The sequence below is a fragment of the Pontibacter populi genome (assembly GCF_040278685.1).
In the GTDB taxonomy this organism is placed as follows: Bacteria; Bacteroidota; Bacteroidia; order Cytophagales; family Hymenobacteraceae; genus Pontibacter; species Pontibacter populi.
Genome location: NZ_JBEOKT010000005.1, coordinates 1 through 20543, shown reverse-complemented (window position 1 = coordinate 20543; position 20543 = coordinate 1). Strand labels below are relative to the sequence as shown.

The 20543-nt window shown below is 45.8% G+C and carries 20 protein-coding genes and 1 tRNA gene; 11 read left to right on the top strand and 10 right to left on the bottom strand.

Annotation, left to right across the window (positions count from 1 at the left end; all coding sequences use genetic code 11):
* The first annotated feature begins 292 nt into the window (after positions 1 to 292).
* Positions 293 to 2632 (top strand): T9SS type A sorting domain-containing protein, encoded by a 2340-nt coding sequence (locus ABS362_RS06655; protein ID WP_350411608.1) that lies wholly within the window; start codon positions 293 to 295, stop codon positions 2630 to 2632.
* Positions 2633 to 2668: 36 nt separating this feature from the next.
* Here ABS362_RS06655 and ABS362_RS06650 read toward each other — a convergent pair whose 3' ends face one another.
* The 5 genes from ABS362_RS06650 to pheS all read right to left on the bottom strand — a co-directional run bounded on the left by ABS362_RS06650 (position 2669) and on the right by pheS (position 5628).
* Positions 2669 to 2839, bottom strand: coding sequence for a hypothetical protein (locus tag ABS362_RS06650; protein ID WP_350411607.1), 171 nt, complete (start codon positions 2837 to 2839; stop codon positions 2669 to 2671).
* A gap of 186 nt (positions 2840 to 3025) precedes the next feature.
* Positions 3026 to 3099, bottom strand: a tRNA-Asn gene (locus ABS362_RS06645).
* A gap of 130 nt (positions 3100 to 3229) precedes the next feature.
* Positions 3230 to 3688, bottom strand: a complete 459-nt coding sequence (locus ABS362_RS06640) for a hypothetical protein (RefSeq protein ID WP_350411606.1) — start codon at positions 3686 to 3688, stop codon at positions 3230 to 3232.
* Positions 3636 to 4493, bottom strand: a complete 858-nt coding sequence (locus ABS362_RS06635) for a 3-hydroxyacyl-CoA dehydrogenase NAD-binding domain-containing protein (protein ID WP_350411605.1) — start codon at positions 4491 to 4493, stop codon at positions 3636 to 3638. Before ABS362_RS06635 ends, ABS362_RS06640 begins: the two co-directional genes overlap by 53 nt.
* A 109-nt stretch (positions 4494 to 4602) precedes the next feature.
* Positions 4603 to 5628, bottom strand: a complete 1026-nt coding sequence (gene pheS / locus ABS362_RS06630; RefSeq protein ID WP_350411604.1) for a phenylalanine--tRNA ligase subunit alpha — start codon at positions 5626 to 5628, stop codon at positions 4603 to 4605.
* Positions 5629 to 6037: 409 nt separating this feature from the next.
* Here pheS and ABS362_RS06625 point away from each other — a divergent pair, with 409 nt between their 5' ends.
* The 9 genes from ABS362_RS06625 to ABS362_RS06585 all read left to right on the top strand — a co-directional run bounded on the left by ABS362_RS06625 (position 6038) and on the right by ABS362_RS06585 (position 16212).
* The gene (locus tag ABS362_RS06625) at positions 6038 to 6850 is read left to right on the top strand and encodes a LiaF transmembrane domain-containing protein (protein ID WP_350411603.1); all 813 of its coding nucleotides are present in this window, start codon (positions 6038 to 6040) and stop codon (positions 6848 to 6850) included.
* Between the two features lie 7 nt (positions 6851 to 6857).
* Positions 6858 to 7898, top strand: coding sequence for a sensor histidine kinase (locus ABS362_RS06620; RefSeq protein ID WP_350411602.1), 1041 nt, complete (start codon positions 6858 to 6860; stop codon positions 7896 to 7898).
* Positions 7876 to 8619 carry a LytR/AlgR family response regulator transcription factor gene (locus tag ABS362_RS06615; RefSeq protein WP_350411601.1) on the top strand — a complete coding sequence of 248 codons (744 nt, stop codon included), beginning with the start codon at positions 7876 to 7878 and terminating at the stop codon, positions 8617 to 8619. Before ABS362_RS06620 ends, ABS362_RS06615 begins: the two co-directional genes overlap by 23 nt.
* 21 nt (positions 8620 to 8640) lie before the next feature.
* A complete protein-coding gene (locus ABS362_RS06610) occupies positions 8641 to 9054 on the top strand; it encodes a hypothetical protein (protein WP_350411600.1) in 414 nt (137 codons plus the stop codon).
* 245 nt (positions 9055 to 9299) lie between these two features.
* A complete protein-coding gene (locus tag ABS362_RS06605; protein WP_350411598.1) occupies positions 9300 to 9941 on the top strand; it encodes a TetR/AcrR family transcriptional regulator in 642 nt (213 codons plus the stop codon).
* Between the two features lie 24 nt (positions 9942 to 9965).
* A complete protein-coding gene (locus ABS362_RS06600) occupies positions 9966 to 11333 on the top strand; it encodes a TolC family protein (RefSeq protein ID WP_350411597.1) in 1368 nt (455 codons plus the stop codon).
* A gap of 4 nt (positions 11334 to 11337) precedes the next feature.
* Positions 11338 to 12516 carry an efflux RND transporter periplasmic adaptor subunit gene (locus ABS362_RS06595; protein WP_350411596.1) on the top strand — a complete coding sequence of 393 codons (1179 nt, stop codon included), beginning with the start codon at positions 11338 to 11340 and terminating at the stop codon, positions 12514 to 12516.
* A 19-nt stretch (positions 12517 to 12535) separates the two neighbouring features.
* The gene (locus ABS362_RS06590) at positions 12536 to 15949 is read left to right on the top strand and encodes an efflux RND transporter permease subunit (RefSeq protein ID WP_350411595.1); all 3414 of its coding nucleotides are present in this window, start codon (positions 12536 to 12538) and stop codon (positions 15947 to 15949) included.
* A gap of 8 nt (positions 15950 to 15957) precedes the next feature.
* Positions 15958 to 16212: an acyl carrier protein gene (locus tag ABS362_RS06585; RefSeq protein WP_350411594.1), complete on the top strand. Its 255-nt coding sequence runs from the start codon at positions 15958 to 15960 to the stop codon at positions 16210 to 16212.
* A gap of 212 nt (positions 16213 to 16424) precedes the next feature.
* On the opposite strand, the gene ABS362_RS06580 is transcribed toward ABS362_RS06585, so the two are convergent.
* From ABS362_RS06580 to ABS362_RS06560, 5 genes are all read right to left on the bottom strand, one after another.
* Complete coding sequence (locus tag ABS362_RS06580; protein WP_350411593.1) at positions 16425 to 16565, bottom strand: hypothetical protein; 141 nt, start codon at positions 16563 to 16565, stop codon at positions 16425 to 16427.
* A 569-nt stretch (positions 16566 to 17134) separates the two neighbouring features.
* Positions 17135 to 17875 carry a M48 family metallopeptidase gene (locus tag ABS362_RS06575; RefSeq protein ID WP_350411592.1) on the bottom strand — a complete coding sequence of 247 codons (741 nt, stop codon included), beginning with the start codon at positions 17873 to 17875 and terminating at the stop codon, positions 17135 to 17137.
* 251 nt (positions 17876 to 18126) lie between these two features.
* Positions 18127 to 18312 (bottom strand): hypothetical protein, encoded by a 186-nt coding sequence (locus tag ABS362_RS06570; protein ID WP_350411591.1) that lies wholly within the window; start codon positions 18310 to 18312, stop codon positions 18127 to 18129.
* An 18-nt stretch (positions 18313 to 18330) separates the two neighbouring features.
* Positions 18331 to 18873, bottom strand: coding sequence for a YkvA family protein (locus tag ABS362_RS06565; RefSeq protein ID WP_350411590.1), 543 nt, complete (start codon positions 18871 to 18873; stop codon positions 18331 to 18333).
* Positions 18874 to 19054: 181 nt separating this feature from the next.
* Positions 19055 to 19687, bottom strand: a complete 633-nt coding sequence (locus tag ABS362_RS06560; protein WP_350411589.1) for a C40 family peptidase — start codon at positions 19685 to 19687, stop codon at positions 19055 to 19057.
* 282 nt (positions 19688 to 19969) lie between these two features.
* Here ABS362_RS06560 and ABS362_RS06555 point away from each other — a divergent pair, with 282 nt between their 5' ends.
* Positions 19970 to 20350 carry a hypothetical protein gene (locus ABS362_RS06555; RefSeq protein WP_350411588.1) on the top strand — a complete coding sequence of 127 codons (381 nt, stop codon included), beginning with the start codon at positions 19970 to 19972 and terminating at the stop codon, positions 20348 to 20350.
* Positions 20351 to 20543: the final 193 nt, after the last annotated feature.

Sequence of the window (20543 nt, the reverse complement as noted above, 5' to 3'; positions counted from 1 at the left end):
TTTAAGGGAGCCAGGCGCTCCCTTTTTTTATTGCTTAACCTGTAAGTGCAGTCAGGCAAAATATGGCTATTAATAAATGTTTAAACATTGTATGTGGCTGACTAACAGTGTTAAAGTATTGCACTTAACAAATACAAGTCTCTTTTTTTTATATATGTTTTTAGATTAAAGTATTAATGATTAGGTTTTTATAATATGGTTATTATTGTATATATGAAGATATGGTCATATCTTCGCACCCCTGTTCCTAAGATGTAGAAAACACTATATAGGCTGATTTATAAACCTGAAAATGAAGAAGCAAATAACTTACAAAAGTGTACTTATTCTCTTTTTCATGATGTACAGTTTAACAATAAGCCCTGTAATTGCACAGATCAGCATTCCGCAAATGACGGCTTATGGTTACCAGTTAAAGCATACCTATTCCCAAGATTTTAATTCGTTACCAGCTACCGGCAACTCCGCCTGGGTAAATGGCAGTACCTTGCCTGGCTGGTATGCAACCCAACACGACGGGGCAAACCCAACTGCCATCAACTCCAGCAATAATTACACAAGAGGGGTGGCTCTTTATAGTTTCGGAAATATAGCTAGCACAGACAGGGCTTTAGGGGGGCACGGTGCAAATGGCTGGGGTGGCTATTATTATGCAGCACGCTTTAAAAACAACTCAGGTAAAACTATAAAGCATATTAAGGTAAGCTTTGCTATGGAGCAATGGTACTGGACAAAAACGGCTAACTCGCCTTTCAGCTTTTCTTATAAAAAGGGTGCTAATGTAGCTGACCCGACTACTGCAACCGGCTGGACATCGGTAAATACACTTAGCGGAGTTATCGCAACTACATCCTGGAACAATAGCGCGAAAGAAACTAATGGGAATGATGCTACTTACAGAGTGTTGCGCCAGGATCTGGTAATGCAGGTAAATCTTGCCCCCGGAGAGGAAATTATGTTGCGCTGGAACCAGGAAGAACCTGTTTATGAATCAAACAATAAAAACGAATATCCATCTATAGCTTTAGATGATGTGCAGATCGAGTTCGTCCAGAATGATGTGTTTTATGCGATAGGCAAAAATCTAAACAACAGTAATAACTGGTCGATAGACGGAACAAACTCCGGTAGAAAGCCTGTGAATTTTACAGATCAGGACCAGCTGTTTGTTGTAGCAACAGCAGGTAACTATAAACTTAACGGTAACCTTACGATCTCGGGGCTGAACTCTAAGCTTATCCTTGGTGAAGAAACTGCCATAGCCACTTTAACAGTTCCTTTTAAATACAAGCTTGCTACAACCGTTGATATAGCCAATGGCTCCACACTAACTATTAACCACGAAACGGATGCCCCAACCTTCGGTAACCTGGCGCCTAATAGTAATGTGGAATATAACACAGACAGCACGAATGCACCCATACAAGGCAACTATGGCAACTTGCACATAACAGGAGGCAAAGAGAAGGTGATTGATATGTCAGTGCAGGTGCGGGGAAAACTAAAGTTGGTAAACACCGGAGTACAGCTGCAGAACGCGACCATTACCTTAGAGAACGGCGCAACTATAGAACACACCGGCGAAGCAGCTTTTATTAAAATTGGTGCTGGCAGTAGTGTAAAGCAATATTTGCAACCCGGCAACACGCGTTTTTTACCTGTAGGCACCCAGCGAAGCTATACACCCCTACGTGTGACATTGCCGGCAGATAAAGCAGGGCGCTATGTAAGTGTGGCAGTAGAAGATGGTATTTATGTACATTATAACGGTGCTCTAAAGGGTCTTGGCGAACCATTGCATAACGGATTGGTAAATAAAGTATGGCATATTAGCCAGGAAGGCGCAACCAGTCCGGATGCAGAAGTAACCTTTTACTGGAACGTTGCAGATGAGCTCCCAAATTTTGACCGGACTATGGCCGAAATGGCGTACTATAATGGCTCGGATTGGGAATCAGCGGGGGGATTGATAACAGCCAGTGCCGGTGCCCGCACTGCGGCTTCTTTACCAGCTAATGCAGTTACCTTAACTAATGCAAGAAGCGGAATGTATGGCGTATGGCAGCCGCCACGTAACCCGTTGCCGGTAGAGCTTACATCATTTACCGCGAAATATAAAGACGGCCTCACTACCTTAAACTGGACAACCGCTTCGGAGAGGAGCAGTAATTATTTTTCGGTAGAAGTAAGCACCAACGGAAAACATTTCAGTGAAGCGGGGCAGATAAAAGCGGCGGGTTTCAGTTCGGGTGTTAGGAATTACACTTTTGTACACCAGCCAGCTGACCAGGGAATAATTTACTACAGGCTAGTAGAGTATGCCGAAGATGGCGAAAAGACCTACTCCAGAATAGTAAGCGTAAACGCGAAGGAAAATGGCCCGGTTAAAATAACAGCTTATCCTAACCCGGGACATGGCAAGCTATACCTTACATCGGCAACTATAAAAGGTGCTGCCAATCTGGTGCTAACAAACCTGAATGGTAAAATCATCCTCTCCAAAACGATCGTATTATCTGCTATAGAGCCGACAGAAATAGATATGCAGCACCTGCCGGCAGGTGTTTATATAATACAGTTACAAAGCAGCGCAGGTCGGCAAACGATTCGGCTGGCGCATCTTCCAAAATAGTAATAAAGTAAAAAGGAGCCTTTCGGGCTCCTTTTTTTATCTTCTGAATTTTCTGAAGATCCAGACAACCAGGAGTATGATCAATACTATAATAATGAGGGCAGTCCACATGCCCGCCTCAAAAATGTCTCCTACCAGTTCGCAACTGCTTAGGGTAAAGGCCATCAGTATAAACAGCGTAGCCAGGTATGTTCTTAAGTTATTCATAGTTCTATCGTTTAGTGTTGTCGGATAACGAACTGACTATAGTTAAACTATAATCCGCCCGTCATATGAAAATATACTTATTGATAGATACTATAAAATAAGGTAAAAGGTTGAAAGCAGGGAAAAGAAGAAAGACTATGGAGAAGGTTAGAAACAAAAAAGCCACTCATTTCTGAGTGGCTTTTGCTCCCCCTCCTGGGCTCGAACCAGGGACCCCCTGATTAACAGTCAGGTGCTCTAACCGACTGAGCTAAGGAGGAATTTATGTCCAGTGGCGGCTTCTACCGCCGAATGATGATGCAATATTACAGCCTCTTTAGGGATTATGCAAGTACTCTTCTGAAAAAATCTTTCATCTTTTTATAAGCTTCTGAAACTCAAAGCAAAAATTTAATTGGAGATGTAAAGGATGTTATTGGCAAGCGATGTTTTGTACTGCCTGAGGCCATAAACAGCCGGCCCGGATGTGACATTGCCCTGGAAGTTGAATTGCGAACCACAACAACTATGCGTCAGGAACAGGTTTGATTGATCTACGGTAACTACGCCGCAGGAAGCGGCCGGGTCGTAAGGGCAGGCGCGCTCGAAGGCGTAATAGGTGCTGGCATTTTGCCGGATAACGATAATACCCCGGTAACCGGACTGCAAGTAAGCATAACCACCATCCTGGCGCAGCATCGGGTACTGCAGGCTATTCACGCTTATCTGTTCGCTGACCGGTACAACAGGTATGCCGGGGCCAACATTGTCAGAACTGCAGCCAACCAGCACAACTATAGCCAGCAGCGCGAAAAGCTTATTTATAGTCGTAAAAGCCTTTGCCAGACTTGCGGCCGTGGTGCCCGGCATCCACTTTTTGTTGCTGTATGCGGCTTGGTCTGAATTTAGGATCATAATGGAAAGCCTCGAACATGGATGTGGTTACGGAAAAATTGGTATCTACGCCGATCAGGTCCATCAACTCGAATGGGCCCATCTTAAAACCGCTGGCCTGCATCAGTTTATCTATAGTTTCAACATCGGCCACGCCTTCTTCCAGCAGTTTCAGTCCTTCTACATAAAAATGGCGTGCTACACGGTTAACGATAAACCCTGGCGAATCTTGCGCCATAACCGGCGTTTTCTCCAGCTTAAGAGCTAACTTTTTTATAGTTAAAGCAATTTCCGGGCTGGTGGCTGCACCGGATATAACTTCTACCAACTTCATAATGTGGGCCGGGTTAAAGAAGTGCATGCCCACTACGCGCTCGGGGTTTGGTACACCAGCCGCAATACGTGTGATCGGGATAGAAGAGGTGTTGGAGGCAAGTATAGTTTGGTCGGAGTTGATATCTGCCAGTTCCTTAAAGATGCTCTGCTTTACTTCCAGTCGCTCTACCACTGCTTCAATGATCACATCGCAGTGCATATCGAGGGTGTTGCCTGTGAAGTTTAGGTTTGCCAGTGTTGCTTCTTTATCTGCTATTGTTAGTTTACCACGTTCTATGCCCTTGTCCAGGTTAGTAGCAGTGGTTTTCTGAGCCTTATCCAGCACAGTGGCGTTTATATCAAACAGAATGGTTTTATAGCCCGCCTGCGCACATATCTGTGCAATACCCTGCCCCATGGTGCCGGCTCCAACTATACCAATCGTTTTTATATCCTCGAATTTCATCTTTTAAATGGTTAAATTGTTTGATGGTTAAATTGTTGAAAGGCTAAACTATAACTATAAACCAGCTATTAGCGAAGCCCAACAATTAAGCAATTCAACCATTTAGCCATTAAATTACCCCTTCAAACTGGCGAAGGAAGCGCACGTCGTTCTCGGTGAACAGGCGCAGGTCTTTTATCTGGTACTTCAACATGGTTATACGCTCTATGCCCATACCAAATGCAAAACCGGAATATACTTTCGAGTCGATGCCGCAATTTTCCAGCACAGCAGGGTCAACCATACCAGATCCGCCAATTTCTACCCAACCGGTTTGCTTACAGATATTACAGCCGTCGCCCTTGCAGATCAAACAGGTAATATCTATCTCGGCGCTTGGCTCCGTGAACGGGAAGAACGACGGACGGAATCGTACTTTTGTATCCTGGCCGAAAAGCTCCTTGGCAAAGTAGTAAAGCGTTTCTTTCAGGTCTTTAAAGCTCACGCCTTTGTTTACATACAAGCCTTCTACCTGGTGGAAAACCATGTGCGCACGCGCAGAAATGGCTTCGTTACGGTATACGCGACCAGGCATAATGCTGCGCAGCGGTGGCTGGTTGTTTTCCATCAGGCGCACCTGTACCGTTGATGTATGAGTACGTAGCAACCTGTTTTTGTCTTCGCTCAAAAAGAATGTATCCTGCATTTCGCGGGCAGGGTGGTTCTCCGGGAAGTTAAGGGCAGTAAAGTTGTGGAAGTCGTCTTCAATCTCCGGCCCTTCGGCCACGTTAAACCCGATACGCTCAAAAATACGCACGATCTCGCGGCGCACTAAAGACAGCGGGTGGCGTGTGCCTAAGGTGTTTGGTATAGTTGGCAGCGTAAAATCAAAGCCAGTGTCGGCTGTTGTGTCGGTAGCATTGGCCAGTTGTTCCTGTGCCTGGTCGAAACGCTCCTGTGCACGGTTTTTCAGCTGATTCAATTGCTGACCAACTTCGCGGCGCTGCTCGGGTGCAACTTCTTTCAGGTTATCAAAAAGAGCTGCTATCTGGCCTTTACGACCTATATATGTAATTCTGAACTGCTCCAGCTCGGCTGCATTGCCAAGCTGTGCTGCTTCTATTTCCTGGGCTACTGTCTGTATCTTCTCAACCATAGTATGCAAAGATAATAATTTGCAGGATACACCCCATTCCAGCCTTCCCCTTTTAAAGAGGGCCCTTACCCCAAAACAGGGGAAAGGGTTTTCCTAATGTATTATTAGTTTTATGTCTTTTCGAGTTTAGCGAGAAATCTTTTTAGAATTCCAGATAGATCTCTCACGTTGTTCGAGATGACAAAAGAGAAACACCCTCTCCTGTTTTTAGGAGAGGGCTGGGGTGAGGTAAATTCAAAATAATATAGCACCTTTACTATACTATAAGGTGGCGGTAAGCAAAAACGATCGTTTCGTTTGCCGACGCAATCCTGCAGCTTACCGACTTTTTGCCTTGGCCAGCCTACTAACTATGGCCGCCACTTGCTGATTGAAGTACATTTGATCAGAAATTAAAACAAAAACAACTATGGAAAATCAAGATTTAAACACAAACAAAGGTTACAAAGGCTGGAAAGACAGAAGCGACAACAGAAGTGGAAGAGTAATGGCCGGATTACTGCTCGTAGTTATAGGAGTGGTATTGCTGGCTTACAAAATGAATGTGATTTTTTTACCGCGCTGGCTTTTCTCGTGGCAGATGATCCCGATACTTGCTGGTCTGTTTATTGGGTTCAAGCACTCGTTCCGGAACCCGGGCTGGATTTTGCCAGTGGCATTAGGCGTAATTTTCCTGATCGATGATTACGTGCCTGGTATTTCTTTCCGTAACTACCTTTGGCCAATTGTTGTGATTGTGATAGGACTTTGGGTAATGCTGAAGCCGAAACGTGACATGCGTCCCCACCTGGTACAAGGAATTCCAACGATGCCGCCCAGAGGTGTAAATAAAGATGGCACAACTACAGCAAGTCCTTTGTGGGAAGATGCAGCCACATCCGGAGACGATTATATTAACTCCACAGCCATTTTAGGGGGCGTAAAGCGCAATATTTTGTCTAAAAACTTTAAAGGCGGCGAAGTTGTAAGTGTGTTTGGCGGTAACGAAATAAACCTGACCCAGGCCGATATACAACACCCGATCGTGCTGGATACTACCCAGATATTTGGCGGAACATCGCTTATCGTGCCTCCGCACTGGGAAGTAAGAAACGAAGTGGTAGCTATATTAGGCGGTGTATCTGATAAGCGTATGATGCTGCCAGGCGGCTACGACCCGAACAAGGTGCTGGTCATTAAAGGTACTGCCCTCTTCGGCGGACTTGATATCAAGAGTTACTAAACTATAAATGGCTCAAATGCGTGTGATCTGGCTTTACCTGGCATGGGCCGCTTTCTGGTCAGGGGTGTTGGTGCTGGTGCTTTTGCCGGCCAACTATAGCCTTCACCTCACCCTTAAGGACAGTTTGCTCTACAACCTGCTGCTGACCCTGGCTGGTTTTGCGGCAAGCACGGGCCTGCGTTACTATCAGCCCACACTACGGCAGGGCATTCTGCTCTTGGCCTGGAGCTTAGGTTTAGCCGGAATCTGCACATTGCTCTATAGTTTCCTGATCGGTAGATTTGTATACGATGCTGACTACCTGGTTTTTGCCGGAAGCTCGTTGCCGATGCGGGTGGTGTTTGGGTGGTTGCTGTTGCTATTGTTGTTGCTGATAAACTGGTTCTGGTACTATACCAAAGAGCAGCGTTTGCTGGAAGAACGAAAAGCAGCCACCGAAAAACTAGCCCGCGAAGCCGAACTTTTTACCCTGCGCCAGCAATTGCAGCCACACTTTTTATTTAACAGCCTTAATTCTATAAGCGCGCTGGTGATAGTTAAGCCCAACCAGGCCCGCACCATGATCCAGCAGCTTTCGGATTTTTTACGTGGCACTCTCCGGAAAGAGAACCAGCAGCAGGTAACTTTAGCCGATGAATTAACCCAGTTGGAACTATACCTGGCCATTGAAAAAGTAAGGTTCGGGCACCGGCTGCAAACTATAGTTGATGTAACTGATGACGCTAAAAACCTGAAAATCCCCGCCCTGCTGTTGCAACCTATAGTGGAGAATGCCATTAAGTTCGGGCTTTACGGCACCACCGGCGATACAACTATAACTATGAAGGCTTTCAGGGAAGATGCAAAACTGGTGATACGTATTCAGAATCCTTTTGAAGCCGATGCCACGCAAGCCCATGAAGGAACAGGTTTTGGATTGAGTTCGGTGCAGCGCAGGCTATACCTGCTTTATGCCCGACCTGACCTGGTACAAACGCAGCAACACGAAAATCAATTTACTACTACCGTAACCATACCCCAAAACTATGATCAAGTGCCTCATAATTGATGACGAACCGCTAGCCCGGAGTATAGTTGCCGAATACCTGCTGAAGCACCCTGATGTAACGATAGCCCAGGAGTGTGGCGATGGTTTTGAAGGTATTAAAGCCATAAAACAGCACCAGCCCGACCTGATCTTCCTGGATGTACAGATGCCCAAGATAAACGGCTTTGAAATGCTGGAACTGTTGGAAGAGCAACCGGGCGTGATCTTTACCACTGCCTTCGATAACTATGCCCTGAAAGCGTTTGAGGCCAATGCCGTAGATTATTTGCTAAAGCCCTTCAGCCAGGAACGGTTTGATGCGGCCCTAAAAAAATGGCAGGAAAAGCATACGATAGAAACTATAGATAAGCCAACTATAGACCTGAGTGAAGTACCAGCCAAGCAACCCGAAGAGCGCGCCCGCATTGTAGTCAAAGCCGGCAACGATATCCGCATAATACCTGTGCAGGATGTGCTGTACCTTGAAGCCTACGACGATTATGTGAAGATCCACACCAGAGACGGCCTCTTTCTGAAAAAGAAGACGATGGGCTATTATGAGCAAACCCTTGACCCAACACAGTTCGTAAGGGTACACCGCTCTTACATTATCCCTATCTCCCAGCTCACCCGCATAGAACCTTTAGAAAAAGACAGCCACGTGGCCCTGCTTAAAAATGGTGTGCGTGTGCCGCTCAGTAAGAGTGGTTATACCAAACTGCGGACCGTGCTGGGACTCTAAAATTGATCTCTTTAAGTTAACATGGAAAGATCATGGATGCCGGATAAAAAGCAATTAACAAGACTTCTGTTGATTTTTTGTGCCGTGTTTTTAGTAGGTATTTATGTCTATCAAAGAAGGGAAAAAGATACTATTCAGGAGAATTTAGGTGTTACAACCTGCAAGATCACTAATGCAAGTGCAGGATATAGAGGAGGAATTCAAATGAAATATTCTTTCATCTATAACGGCAAGGAGTATACAGGAGGAAGAAAATACTTTATAAGTAACGCTTATGCCGATAGCTTTTTAGGCTATAGTTTCCCGGTAGCTTTTGATAAAAATAACCCTTCGCAAAACACTGTTTTATTGCTCCCAGCTGACTTTCATGAATTCAACCTCGACTTTCCTGATAGTTTAGAATGGGTGGTTATCCTGGATAAAAAATCTCTATAAGTTTTTTTGTAGTAATCTTTTGTGTTGCAACACTGATCTGGTGTGTTGCCTGGCTTGCCATTCTTATAGTTTGTTGGGGTGTTAGTCTATGTAACACAGTAGTTTGTCAGAAATAGGGGCTTCAATGCGCAGATATAGCTTTTTGCAATTTAGCTGGAAATGAGATTTTTATGATCTTTTTTCTAAACAAAATACCTCTTTGGAAACTTTGGATATAAAAATCGTTTCCATAGTTTTGCGTCATTATGAGTACCACCGAATTAGAAGAAAGAACAAACGCCAAGACTAAGATTTCCTGCACCGCTTTCCAGCTGTTCTGCCAGCGTGGCATTAAAAGCGTGTCGATGGATGATATTGCCCAGTTCCTGAGCATGTCCAAGAAAACGATCTATAAGTGGTTCGAGAATAAAAATGAGCTTGTGGTAGCTTCAACAGGCGCTTATCTGGATGATATGCAGCAACGTTGCGAAGTATATTTTCAAAGTTCCGGTAACGCCATTGAAGAGCTTTTCAATATGATGAGCATGACCCGCGAGCTTTTCAACCAGTTTCACCCTTCCATTTTCCACGACCTGCAGAAATACCACCCCGAAGCTTTTAAACTTTGGATGCAGCACCGCGACGAGTACATGTTTGTGAAGATTAAAGAGAACCTAGAGCGCGGCATAAAAGAAGGTCTTTACCGCAAGGACCTAGATGTGGAAGTGATGTCGAAAGTACGGTTGGTGCAGGTGGAGCTACCTTTTAATCCTGTATTGTTCCCGCCTCATAAGTACGACCTGAAACGCGTGCAGATGGCCACCCTGGAGCACTACATGTTAGGTTTAGCAACCCTGAAAGGCCATAAACTGATAAATGAGCTGAAGCAGATTAAAGAAGAAGAGTAACCGACTCCCTGACCAAAATAAGCCATGAAAAAAAGAATAACACTTATAGTTGCAGCACTTACATTGCTTGGCTCTACAGGGGCACATGCCCAGGAAGTACAGCAGTTTAGTTTGCAGCAAAGTATAGACTATGCACTGCAAAACAGGGCTAGCCTGCAGGCCGACCGCAATAACGAGAAAAGTGCCAAAGCCAGGGTGGGAGAGATACGTGCCATGGGCCTTCCGCAGATAGATGCTATCGTGGATGTTGGGGATAACTTTATTCAGCAGCAGAGCTTTTTGCCAGGTGAGTTTTTAAATGATCCGGATGATCCGAACTCTCCGCAGCCGGGTACTTTTGTGCCTATAACATTTACGCCGGCTTATACCAGCAATGCAACTATAACAGGCAGCCAGTTACTTTTCGATGGCTCTTACCTGATCGGGTTAAAAGCCGCTAAAACTTATACTGAGCTATCGCGCAAAACCACCATTCAGAGCGAGATTGAGGTGGCCGACCAGGTGAGCAAAGCTTACTATGGTGTGCTGGTGAACCGGGAGCGGATGGAGCTGCTTAACCAGAACCTGGTACGACTGGATACCCTGCTAAAACAAACACGCATTATGTTTGATAACGGAGTGGCCGAACAGCTGGATGTAGACCGCCTGCGTGTATCTTTTAATAACTTGAAAGTTGAGCAGCAGAAAGCAGAGCGCCTGATGCTACTGAGCGAAAACCTACTGAAGTTCCAGATGGGGCTGCCGCAGAAGCAAACTATAGTTCTGACAGACAAATTGAGCGATGTAGAAGTGGAGACTGCAACAACTACCAGTGAAAACTTTAACTATAGCAACCGCATCGAATATTCCCTGCTGGAAACACAGCAGAGCCTGGCCCAGCTGGACCTACGCAATATAAGATCAGGTTATCTGCCTAAACTATACTTAAATGCCCGCTATGGTTATAATGCAGCCAGCAACAGTTTCAGCGACATAACCACCACAAGCAGCTACCTGGAATATGGCTATGTGGGTGCGCAATTACGCATCCCGATCTTTGATGGCTTGCGCAAACACTACCAGATACAGCAAAGCAAAGTAACCGTGGAGAACACCAAATACGGATTCGAAACGCTGCGCCAAAGCATTGACCTAGAATTGAAACAAGCCTCTACCGAACTTACCAACTCCCTGGATGTGCTGAAGGCGCAGCAGGAAAACCTGGCGCTGGCCCAGGATATTGCCCGGGTAGCCAAGATCAAATTTCAGGAAGGGGTAGGCTCTAACCTGGAAGTGATAACTGCTGAAACCGACCTGCGCCAGGCGCAAACCAATTATTACGCCGCCGTTTACGACGCCCTTATCGCCAAAGTGAATCTTGAAAAAGCAAAAGGCACCCTGATCTCAAAATAAAACCATGAAGAAGACCGCACAACGACACATGAAAAGCACATTAAATATAGTAGCTATAGCACTTATAGTTGGCCTGGCATCCTGCGGGGGCGGCAACGACAAAGTCGCAGAACTGGCAGAGCTGAAAAAGCAAAAATCTGAACTCGACAGTAAAATTGCAGCCCTCGAGACCGAACTGAAAGCCGAAGGCAAGAATGGCGGAGCGCAACGCAAAACTGTACCTGTTGCGGTAGCAACTCTGCAGCAGGACACCTTCAACCATTACCTGGAAATGCAGGGGAAAGTTGATTTCGACCAGAACGTTTTTGTAAGTGCCCGTGTACCCGGCGTGCTGACCAGTGTGCGTGTGCAGCCCGGCGACCGCGTAAGCAAAGGCCAGACCATGGCAACTATAGATGCACAGGTATTGGAGCAGAACATAGCCGAGCTTCGCACCCGCCTGGACCTGGCCCGCATTGCCTTCGAAAAACAGAAAAACCTGTGGGACCAGAAAATAGGCACCGAAATGCAATACCTGACTGCCAAAAATAACAAAGAGGCCCTGGAGCGCAGCTTGTCAGCGTTGCAGCAGCAGCGTGACCAGTATAACATAAAGGCTCCTGTAAGTGGTGTGGTAGACCAAGTGGTGCCAAATGCAGGCGAGGCCGTAGCGCCTGGCGTCGGCATTATCAGGGTAGTAAATATGTCGGGTAGTAAAATAGTGGCAGAAGTATCGGAAGCTTACCTGAGCAAGATAAACAAAGGCGATAAAGCCATCGTGTTTTTCCCGGACCTGAACAAAGAAGTTGAAACTACAGTGGATGTGGTAGGCTCTTTTATAAACCCGAGCAGCCGCACTTTTACTATAGAACTTAACCTGAAAGATAGCAAAGGAATAGAACTGCGCCCTAACCTGGTAGCCATGGTTCGCATCCTGGACTATAAAAACGAAAGCACTATAGTTGTGCCGGTAAACCTGGTACAAAAAGACGAGAAATCGGAGTATGTGTATGTGGCTAAAAAAGAAGGGAAAGACTATGTGGCAGCCAAGCGCGAGATAAAAACAGGCCAGACCTATAAAGGCAAAACCGAAGTGCTGAGCGGACTCGCTGCCAACGACCAGATCATAACTGCTGGTTACCAGAACCTGAACGAAGGCCAGCCTGTGGTGTTTGAACAGGCCAAAAGTCTGAGCCAGAAGTAAACCCTATTGCTCTAAAACTATGAAACAGTTCAAGCCGACCAATTGGTCTATCGATAATAAAACCAGTATCTACATCATCACACTGATCATCTCGATCTGGGGTGTTTTCTCTTACATCAATATCCAGAAAGAGAATTTTCCGGATGTGGTGATCCCGACGGTGTTTGTGAGTACGGTATATGCCGGCACGTCGCCATCGGATATGGAAAACCTGGTAACGCGACCGATAGAGAAAGAGATAAAAGCCATTTCAGGGGTTAAAAAGATCACTTCCAACTCTATCCAGGATTTCTCGATGGTAGTGGTGGAGTTTAACACCGATGTGGATGTGGCTGTAGCCAAGCAGCAGGTAAAAGATGCCGTAGATAAAGCCCGCACCGATCTGCCACAAGACCTGACGCAGGAGCCTAACGTGCAGGATGTGAACTTCTCGGAGTTCCCGATCATGCAGGTAAACATTTCGGGTAACTATAGCCTGGACCAACTGAAGAACTATGCCGAAGACATACAGGACCGCATTGAATCGCTGACTGAGATTACCCGTGTAGACATGGCCGGCGCTTTGGATAAAGAAGTGCAGGTGGATGTGGACATGTATAAAGCGCAGGTAGCGCAGGTTACTTTCACGGATATCGAAAATGCCATTGCCCGCGAAAACCTGACCTTGTCGGGTGGTAACGTAACCGTAGGCGAAATGAAGCGATCGGTGCGTGTGGTTGGCCAGTATGTTGATCCTAACCTTATTGGCGACATTGTGGTGAAGTCGATGTCTGGTGCTAACATTCAGTTGAAAGAGATTGCCCGTGTAAGAGAAGGATTTGAGGACCAGGAAAGTTTTGCCCGCCTGGATAACGAGCCTGTAATTACCCTGAACGTGATCAAACGCAGTGGCGAGAACCTGATCGAGGCATCGAACAAAATAGAAGACCTGCTGGCAGAAATGGAAGGCACCACGCTGCCCAACGACCTGAAAGTAACGGTTACCGGCGAGCAGGCTACTCAAACCAAGCACACCCTCAACGACCTGATCAACACGATAATTATCGGCTTTGTGCTGGTAACTATAATTCTGATGTTCTTTATGGGTACAACCAACGCCATCTTTGTGGGGTTATCGGTGCCTATTTCCATGTTCGTCGCTTTCCTCATCTTCGACTCGATGGGCGTGTCGCTGAACATGATCGTGCTGTTCGCTTTCCTTCTTGCCCTTGGTATAGTGGTGGATGATGCCATTGTGGTGATCGAGAACACGCACCGTATTTTCCATACATCTAACCTAGGTATTACAAAAGCTGCTAAAGTAGCTGCCGGCGAAGTGTTTGTGCCGGTGCTGGCAGGTACGCTTACAACTATAGCTCCGTTCTTCCCGCTGCTTTTCTGGCCGGGTATAGTAGGTGAGTTCATGTTCTATCTGCCGATAACGCTAATCGTTACATTGCTGGCATCGTTGCTGGTAGCCTTTATTATAAACCCGGTTTTTGCAGCATCTTTCATGCATAAAGAGCACAAAGAGCGGTCTCCAAAATCGCGCAGACGCTTTGTTATAGTTCTGATCGCGGCTATAGTTCTGGCTATCGTGTTTTACATAGCTGGTTCTTATGGCTTTGCAAACTTGTTAATGCTGGGCGTAGTACTTATGGCCCTGAACAGGTATGTGTTAACCGGCCTGATAGATAAATTTCAGCAAAATACACTGCCACGCTTTATGGCGAAGTACGAGCAGTTGCTACGCTGGATGCTGGCCGGTAAACGCCCTGTTTATGTGTTCGTTGGTATTTTTGCGCTGCTTTTCCTGTCCATTGGTTTAGTTGCAGTTCGTTCTCCTAAGGTGGTTTTCTTCCCGGAAAGCGACCCGAACTTTGTATATACTTACATACAGATGCCTGTTGGTACCGACCAGGCTGTTACGGACTCTGTTACCAAGGTAGTGGAAAAGCGCATTTATAACGTGATCGGGGATGATAACCCGGATGTAGAGTCGGTAATATCGAACGTGGCTATAGGTGCCGGCGACCAGAACGATCGCAGCGTAACAGCCCAGTCGCATAAAGGTAAGGTAACGGTTGCTTTTGTAGAGTACATGGACCGCACCACCGACAAAACATCCAAAGAATACCTGACAGAGATACGTGAAGCGGTAAAAGGAATACCTGGCGTTGAAATAACGGTAGATCAGGAGCAGAACGGGCCGCCTGTTGGTAAACCGATCAGTATCGAGATATCCGGCGAAGAGTTTCCGGAACTGATCGCGCTTTCTAAAAATGTAGAGCAGTACATCTCTAACCAGGAAATTGGTGGTATAGAAGGCCTGAAATCTGACCTGGAAGATAGCAAACCGGAGATCGTTATCAACATTGACCGTGAGCGCGCTAACCGCGAAGGCTTAAGCACCGGCCAGATCGGGATGGAAATAAGAACAGCCATATTTGGTAAGGAAGCATCGAAATTTAAACTGGACGAAGACGAATACCCGATTCAGATACGCTACGCAGAACCTTACCGCGAAAACATTGATGCCCTGCTGGATATGCGCATTACTTACCGCGATATGAACTCCGGACAGGTTCGCCAGATCCCGCTTTCGTCGGTGGCAAGTATAGAATATGGCAACACGTATGGCGGTATCAAGCGCAAAAATCTGAAACGTGTTGTAACTCTGGAATCGAATGTGCTGGCCGGGTACAACGCCAACGAAGTGGTACAGCAGATAGAACAGTCGTTGCAGAATTTCCAGACGCCGGAAGGGTACGAGGTACGCATAGGTGGCCAGCAGGAAGATCAGAAGGAAACATCCGATTTCTTGGGCCTGGCTTTTGTGGCAGCTTTCCTCATCATCTTCCTGATCCTGGTTACACAGTTCAACTCCGTTTCAAAACCATTCATTATTCTGTCAGAGGTGCTGTTCAGTATTATTGGTGTGCTGCTGGGCTTCTCGATCTTTAAAATGGATGTGTCAATCGTTATGACGGGTGTTGGTATAGTTGCGCTGGCCGGTATAGTTGTGAAGAATGGCATATTGATTGTGGAGTTTACAGACCTGCTGCTGGAAGAAGGCAAAGGCTTGAAAGAGGCGCTTGTAGAAGCTGGTAAAACACGTCTGAACCCTGTATTGTTAACTGCTACGGCAACTATACTAGGATTGATACCGCTGGCGTTAGGGGTAAACCTTAACTTTTACACACTGTTTACAGAGTTTAAGCCCAACTTCTTTATGGGTGGTAACAGTGCCGCTTTCTGGGGCCCGCTCGCCTGGACCATTATTTTCGGGCTTGGGTTTGCAACTATAGTTACACTACTGATAGTGCCGGTTATGTACCTGCTGAACGAGAAATTAAAGGACAAGCTGATAGGCAAAAAGAAACGTGCCGCAGCCCTGAAGATAAAGCAGGATGAAATGCCTGTGAATGGTAAAGTTAGAGAATATACATATTAATAGTACCCATGCTTACAAACAATAAAGCTATTGAGCAGGAGGTTATCCGCATCATTAGCAGAACCAAAAAAGTGCAGCCTTCACGCCTACAAGCCGATGTAAGTTTAGAACAAAAGCTCGGTTTTGATACCCTTGATGTAGTTGATATTATACTGGCGCTTGAGAAGAAATACCATATCGTTATTCCGGATGAAGTTCCGATTAACACGGTTGGTGATTTTGTAACCTATGTTGCAGATCATTCGGAGCTGGTAGCAGCGTAAAAATTTTACATTCAACTATAAAGGCGGAAGTTATCCCGCCTTTATAGTTTAAATACATTTAGTTGATTATTCCTTTCTGTCATCCTGAGCGTTAGCCGAGGGATCTTAATTACCCTTAAATTTCACTTTTGTCATTTCGACGTTAGGAGAAATCTGAGTTTTATAGTTTGATTCCTTTCCAACTTGAACCAAGCTATCCTTTCAAATTACCATTAATCCTGGGAGCTCTGATTGCCCATCGTTTCACCTTTAACTTTGGTGCCCTCACGGCCGGGAGGCCCCGTCTTTGGGTATCGCGCTGCGCGAATCTCTTTTGCTCCTTCGTCGCAATGCCTGCGGCACCAGATATTCACAAGGCGCTCAACCCAAAGACTGAGATCTTTCGCATAGCAACCACCTGTCTATAGTTTGAACCGGTAAGCTCCGAGATTTATCGTGGCTGTAGTTCCGTAGGGACAGGTCGCGACCTGTCCGAGGATAGGCTTTACCTATAGAACTATAAGGTAAACAATAGTAAAGGCCGAAAGTCCCCCTTTGAAGGGGGCGAAGGGGGATGTTAAACCATACCAGATCTCTCACGCTGTTCGAGATGACAAAGTAAAAAGCAGTAAAACTCCCCTCCTTAGACTACCGAGAAGAGATTTCGAAGGTAGCGAGCGTAGCTCTGAGGGGTTGGGGGTGGTTGGACAACACCAACTATAGAATTATAGCCAAAGCTACTCCATGTCTGTCCCTATCGGGCCAGTTGAGTCGGGAGACTCAACACCATCTTAAGTCACGAGTCCGGAGACGCGCGCCAGCTCATTACGAAACCCAACCTACAAAAAAACTCCCTTGCTTACTCATGTACAATACACGGCAGGCAAGGGAGCTTTAGGGAATTTGACTTTACTATAGTAGCAGTATAATCAATAGGCTATTTTTAGAAAATAGAGATTCGGTAGTCTTTTAGCTTTTTATCAAGGGCTTTGGAGTTGCCGCAAACCTTGTCCAATAGTTTCCAGAAGCGTGGGCCATGGTTCTTTTCTACAGTGTGTGCCAGTTCGTGCAGTATCACATAGTCGCAAAGAGCATCGGGCAGGCGCATCAGGTGCAGGTTCAGGTTAATGTTGTTGGTGTGCGAGCAGCTACCCCAGCGGCTTTTTGCATTTTTAATGAACACCGTCTGGTACTCAAACCCGAAGCGCTCGGCGAAAAAAGCAACCCGTTGCGGCAAATACTCTTTTGCTTCCTTACGATACGTTTCCTCTATCGATTTGCGGATAAACTTCTGAACCTCCGGTTCGCTGGCGTCTTTAAAAGCAGGGTAAAATACATTTATGTATCCGTCCTCAATTACGCAGCGCATGTTGTACTGGGCGTGGGTAAGTAACCGAAGTGTATGGAACCTGGTTTTAAATTCCGTATCAGGATCGTAAGTAGTAACCTTGGATTCCTGCTGCTGCATACGGCTCTGGTGCTCCTTTATCCAATCGGCTTTGGTATAGATAAGCTGCTCGGCTTTATCGAAGCTGATATGGGGCGGCACGGCCACTCTGATCCCTTTCAGAGGCCTTACGCTGATACTTATGCGCTTGGCTTTATCGCTGCGCTCTATCAAGACTTTCCCGATGCCGTCGATGTGAACATTGACAGATGAGAGTTTTAAAAAGGTTGTAGGCACTTTGGCTAAAAGTTAAAATACAAAATCTTTCGATCAAATATAGATAATTATTGCCTTAGCAATCCAATATATAGCGGTCTTTTTTCTTTTTTTATTTAAATCTATGTATTTGAATTGTACTATATTTTAAGGTTTTTTAGAGCCGATAACTATAGTTGCTGCAACTATAAATAGCTGTGTTAAGGCTTATAAAAGCACAAAAAAAGCCTGCCGGTTTTTAAGTGGCAGGCAGTTCTATAGTTTAAATACTGTTAGCGAATGTTGCCGCCGGTGGCCATGTCGTCGTGGCGACTTTTGTGCGAGCGGCTGCTGTCGGTGGTGTAAGAGCGTAATGTTGGTTCTTTGTTCGCTTTGCCAGTTCCGGCCACTTCAGGGTCTTTTTCCTGTTTGTCGGTTGGTTTGTTTTCAGGGGTCTGTTTTTTGTTATCTGGTTTCATAGGTATAGTAGGTTAAGTTTACAATTCAGTATGCCTGTCTACTTCTACGTTATCGCCGGATCTGTCGCTGTATTTTGGAGTGCCAAATGATGGGTCAGCATTATGTGAGGTGCTGTTATGAGCCGCCTGGCGCTGCTGTTCCTGGAACAGGATGTCCCAGTCTTTAAAGCGATCAAGCTCCGTTTTTATACTCGTCATAAACCAGGCCAGTAAGCTGGCATCGTCCAGCAAGCCAATAACCGGTATAAAATCCGGGATAAGATCGATAGGCATAATAAAATAAAGAATAACCGCCACGCCACCTACCAGGGTAGTTGTTGGTATTCCTTTATAATCGCCGGCCACAGCTGCTTTTATCATTCGGGATAGTATCTGCAGGTTCTCCCAGGCTTCGGCGGCCAGGGTGCCTACGCTCTTTTTAGCTGTTGCTTTTTTAAAAGCCTCGTTCAGCAGTTTTGTTACTTCTGCAGGGTGCTTCAGGTATCGTTCGGCTTTTGCCAGCAGGGTTTTAAATATCGAGCTTTGGGATATGTTTTTACCGTCGGGTGCCTGGTTATCCATAGTTTATAGTTGTAATGTTGTTTGTGATGTGTTGTTTTATAGTTGCCGTTTTGCGGGTGCAAAGTTGGTTAAACTAAAGCTAACCTTCCTATACTTGCCACATATAAAATTGTTGTACCTGCGGTAAATAAAAAAGCCCTGCAGGTTGCTGCAAGGCTCATAAAACTATAGTTGGGGCTGCTTAATTTACGCGGCCGCCGGCATAATAGTTCTTCCGGTAAAAGGGCTCTGTAAGCGAGCTTACCATTACACCACCGCTGGTAGCAGAATGTATGAACTTCCCGTTTTTAAGATAGATGCCCACATGGAATATCGGTTGCTTTGGTCCGCGCTTAAAGAATACCAGATCGCCTGTACGCAGGTTGTCTTTTTTAACACGCTTCACATCCTGGAACATTGACTGCGAACTGCGGCTTAGCTTAACCCCGTATACTTCGCGGTAAATGCTGGTTACAAACCCGGAACAGTCGGTGCCTCTTTTAGAGCCTCGGCCATAACTATAAGGGGTACCAAGCCAGCCGGCTACAGTTTGTATCAGATCTTTGTTTTTGCTGGTGGCAAACTGTATGCGCAGTCTTTTAGAGTAAAATGCCTCTTCTTCAGGTTTAAGTTCCGGTGTTGGCTCTGGTAAGGTTACCAACGGAGCTTTCGTGAGCAGGGCGCTGGTAAGGTCTTCGCCGGAATTAATGGCGTAAGGCGTTATAGTTGCAACTGGTTCAGGCAGGTTCGCCGACTCAGCGGGCGTTACTTCGTAAAAGTATGACAGAACAAGCGATAAAGCCGCGAGTATACTTAGTATGATGGTTTTTTTCATAGGGTTTGGCTAGTTAGCTCCCGCACCGTGCGAGTAAACAGTTTCACCTTATTTAAGCAGCTATTTTTGCACCGAAATTGGCTTTAAACATTAAAATGGTATTTTGTTTCAGGCTGCTGCTGGCAAAGATAAGTGCAAAATATTTAATAGCCAAATCAGGGTATTTTCGTATTCGCCTGTATATAAGATTCTTTCACCCGGGTTTTGTTGCCATTAGCCCTTTGGGTTGCAGCTATAGTTTAAGATGATGTAATTAAAGTTATAAAATGGAGTGTCTGAAAAATGAACTATAAAATTGTAGAACAATCTCCGTTTGCCCGTATTGCCCGCATGGTTTTGAAGAGCCGGAACGTGGCGATGGTGCTGGGCAAAAGCATACACCTGAGCGGTGTAGACAAGCATACTTTTTTAGAAGACAAAGGCTGGTTTGAGCATGAGCTCTGCCATATCAAGCAGTTCCAGGAGCATGGCTTTTTCCGGTTTCTGTGGCTGTACCTGAAAGAGTCTTGGCGGGTGGGGTACTATAACAATAAGTTTGAAGTAGAAGCCCGCGAAGCCGGCATGAAGCACAAGCGCTTTTTTAGCGAGCAGCTAAAGAAAGAAGCCGGAGCTGTAGTGCCATCAGGATTGCCACTGCCGGCTGATGTTAAAAAGGATGGTTGATGTTAACGTACAGGTATAGCAGATTGCAAGGCGAAGCCAAAGCAGTACTGCTGTACTTTGTTGTGCGTTCGTTTATTCTCCCAATGCAATAGTTGTTCTGTAAATTTCCTTTTGGTCCATCGAATAAAAGGTACCTTGTTGTCCACCCAATATGTCTTCAGTATAAATGTATTTTAGCCTTGTCGGTTGCTGC

Excerpts from the sequence above, each read along its gene's own strand:
- ABS362_RS06655 (WP_350411608.1), top strand. The coding sequence starts at position 293 with ATGAAGAAGCAAATAACTTACAAAAGTGTACTTATTCTCTTTTTCATG.
- ABS362_RS06650 (WP_350411607.1), bottom strand. The coding sequence starts at position 2,839 with ATGAATAACTTAAGAACATACCTGGCTACGCTGTTTATACTGATGGCC.
- ABS362_RS06640 (WP_350411606.1), bottom strand. The coding sequence starts at position 3,688 with ATGCCGGGCACCACGGCCGCAAGTCTGGCAAAGGCTTTTACGACTATA.
- ABS362_RS06635 (WP_350411605.1), bottom strand. The coding sequence starts at position 4,493 with ATGAAATTCGAGGATATAAAAACGATTGGTATAGTTGGAGCCGGCACC.
- pheS (WP_350411604.1), bottom strand. The coding sequence starts at position 5,628 with ATGGTTGAGAAGATACAGACAGTAGCCCAGGAAATAGAAGCAGCACAG.
- ABS362_RS06625 (WP_350411603.1), top strand. The coding sequence starts at position 6,038 with ATGGAAAATCAAGATTTAAACACAAACAAAGGTTACAAAGGCTGGAAA.
- ABS362_RS06620 (WP_350411602.1), top strand. The coding sequence starts at position 6,858 with ATGGCTCAAATGCGTGTGATCTGGCTTTACCTGGCATGGGCCGCTTTC.
- ABS362_RS06615 (WP_350411601.1), top strand. The coding sequence starts at position 7,876 with ATGATCAAGTGCCTCATAATTGATGACGAACCGCTAGCCCGGAGTATA.
- ABS362_RS06610 (WP_350411600.1), top strand. The coding sequence starts at position 8,641 with ATGGAAAGATCATGGATGCCGGATAAAAAGCAATTAACAAGACTTCTG.
- ABS362_RS06605 (WP_350411598.1), top strand. The coding sequence starts at position 9,300 with ATGAGTACCACCGAATTAGAAGAAAGAACAAACGCCAAGACTAAGATT.
- ABS362_RS06600 (WP_350411597.1), top strand. The coding sequence starts at position 9,966 with ATGAAAAAAAGAATAACACTTATAGTTGCAGCACTTACATTGCTTGGC.
- ABS362_RS06595 (WP_350411596.1), top strand. The coding sequence starts at position 11,338 with ATGAAGAAGACCGCACAACGACACATGAAAAGCACATTAAATATAGTA.
- ABS362_RS06590 (WP_350411595.1), top strand. The coding sequence starts at position 12,536 with ATGAAACAGTTCAAGCCGACCAATTGGTCTATCGATAATAAAACCAGT.
- ABS362_RS06585 (WP_350411594.1), top strand. The coding sequence starts at position 15,958 with ATGCTTACAAACAATAAAGCTATTGAGCAGGAGGTTATCCGCATCATT.
- ABS362_RS06570 (WP_350411591.1), bottom strand. The coding sequence starts at position 18,312 with ATGAAACCAGATAACAAAAAACAGACCCCTGAAAACAAACCAACCGAC.
- ABS362_RS06565 (WP_350411590.1), bottom strand. The coding sequence starts at position 18,873 with ATGGATAACCAGGCACCCGACGGTAAAAACATATCCCAAAGCTCGATA.
- ABS362_RS06560 (WP_350411589.1), bottom strand. The coding sequence starts at position 19,687 with ATGAAAAAAACCATCATACTAAGTATACTCGCGGCTTTATCGCTTGTT.
- ABS362_RS06555 (WP_350411588.1), top strand. The coding sequence starts at position 19,970 with ATGAACTATAAAATTGTAGAACAATCTCCGTTTGCCCGTATTGCCCGC.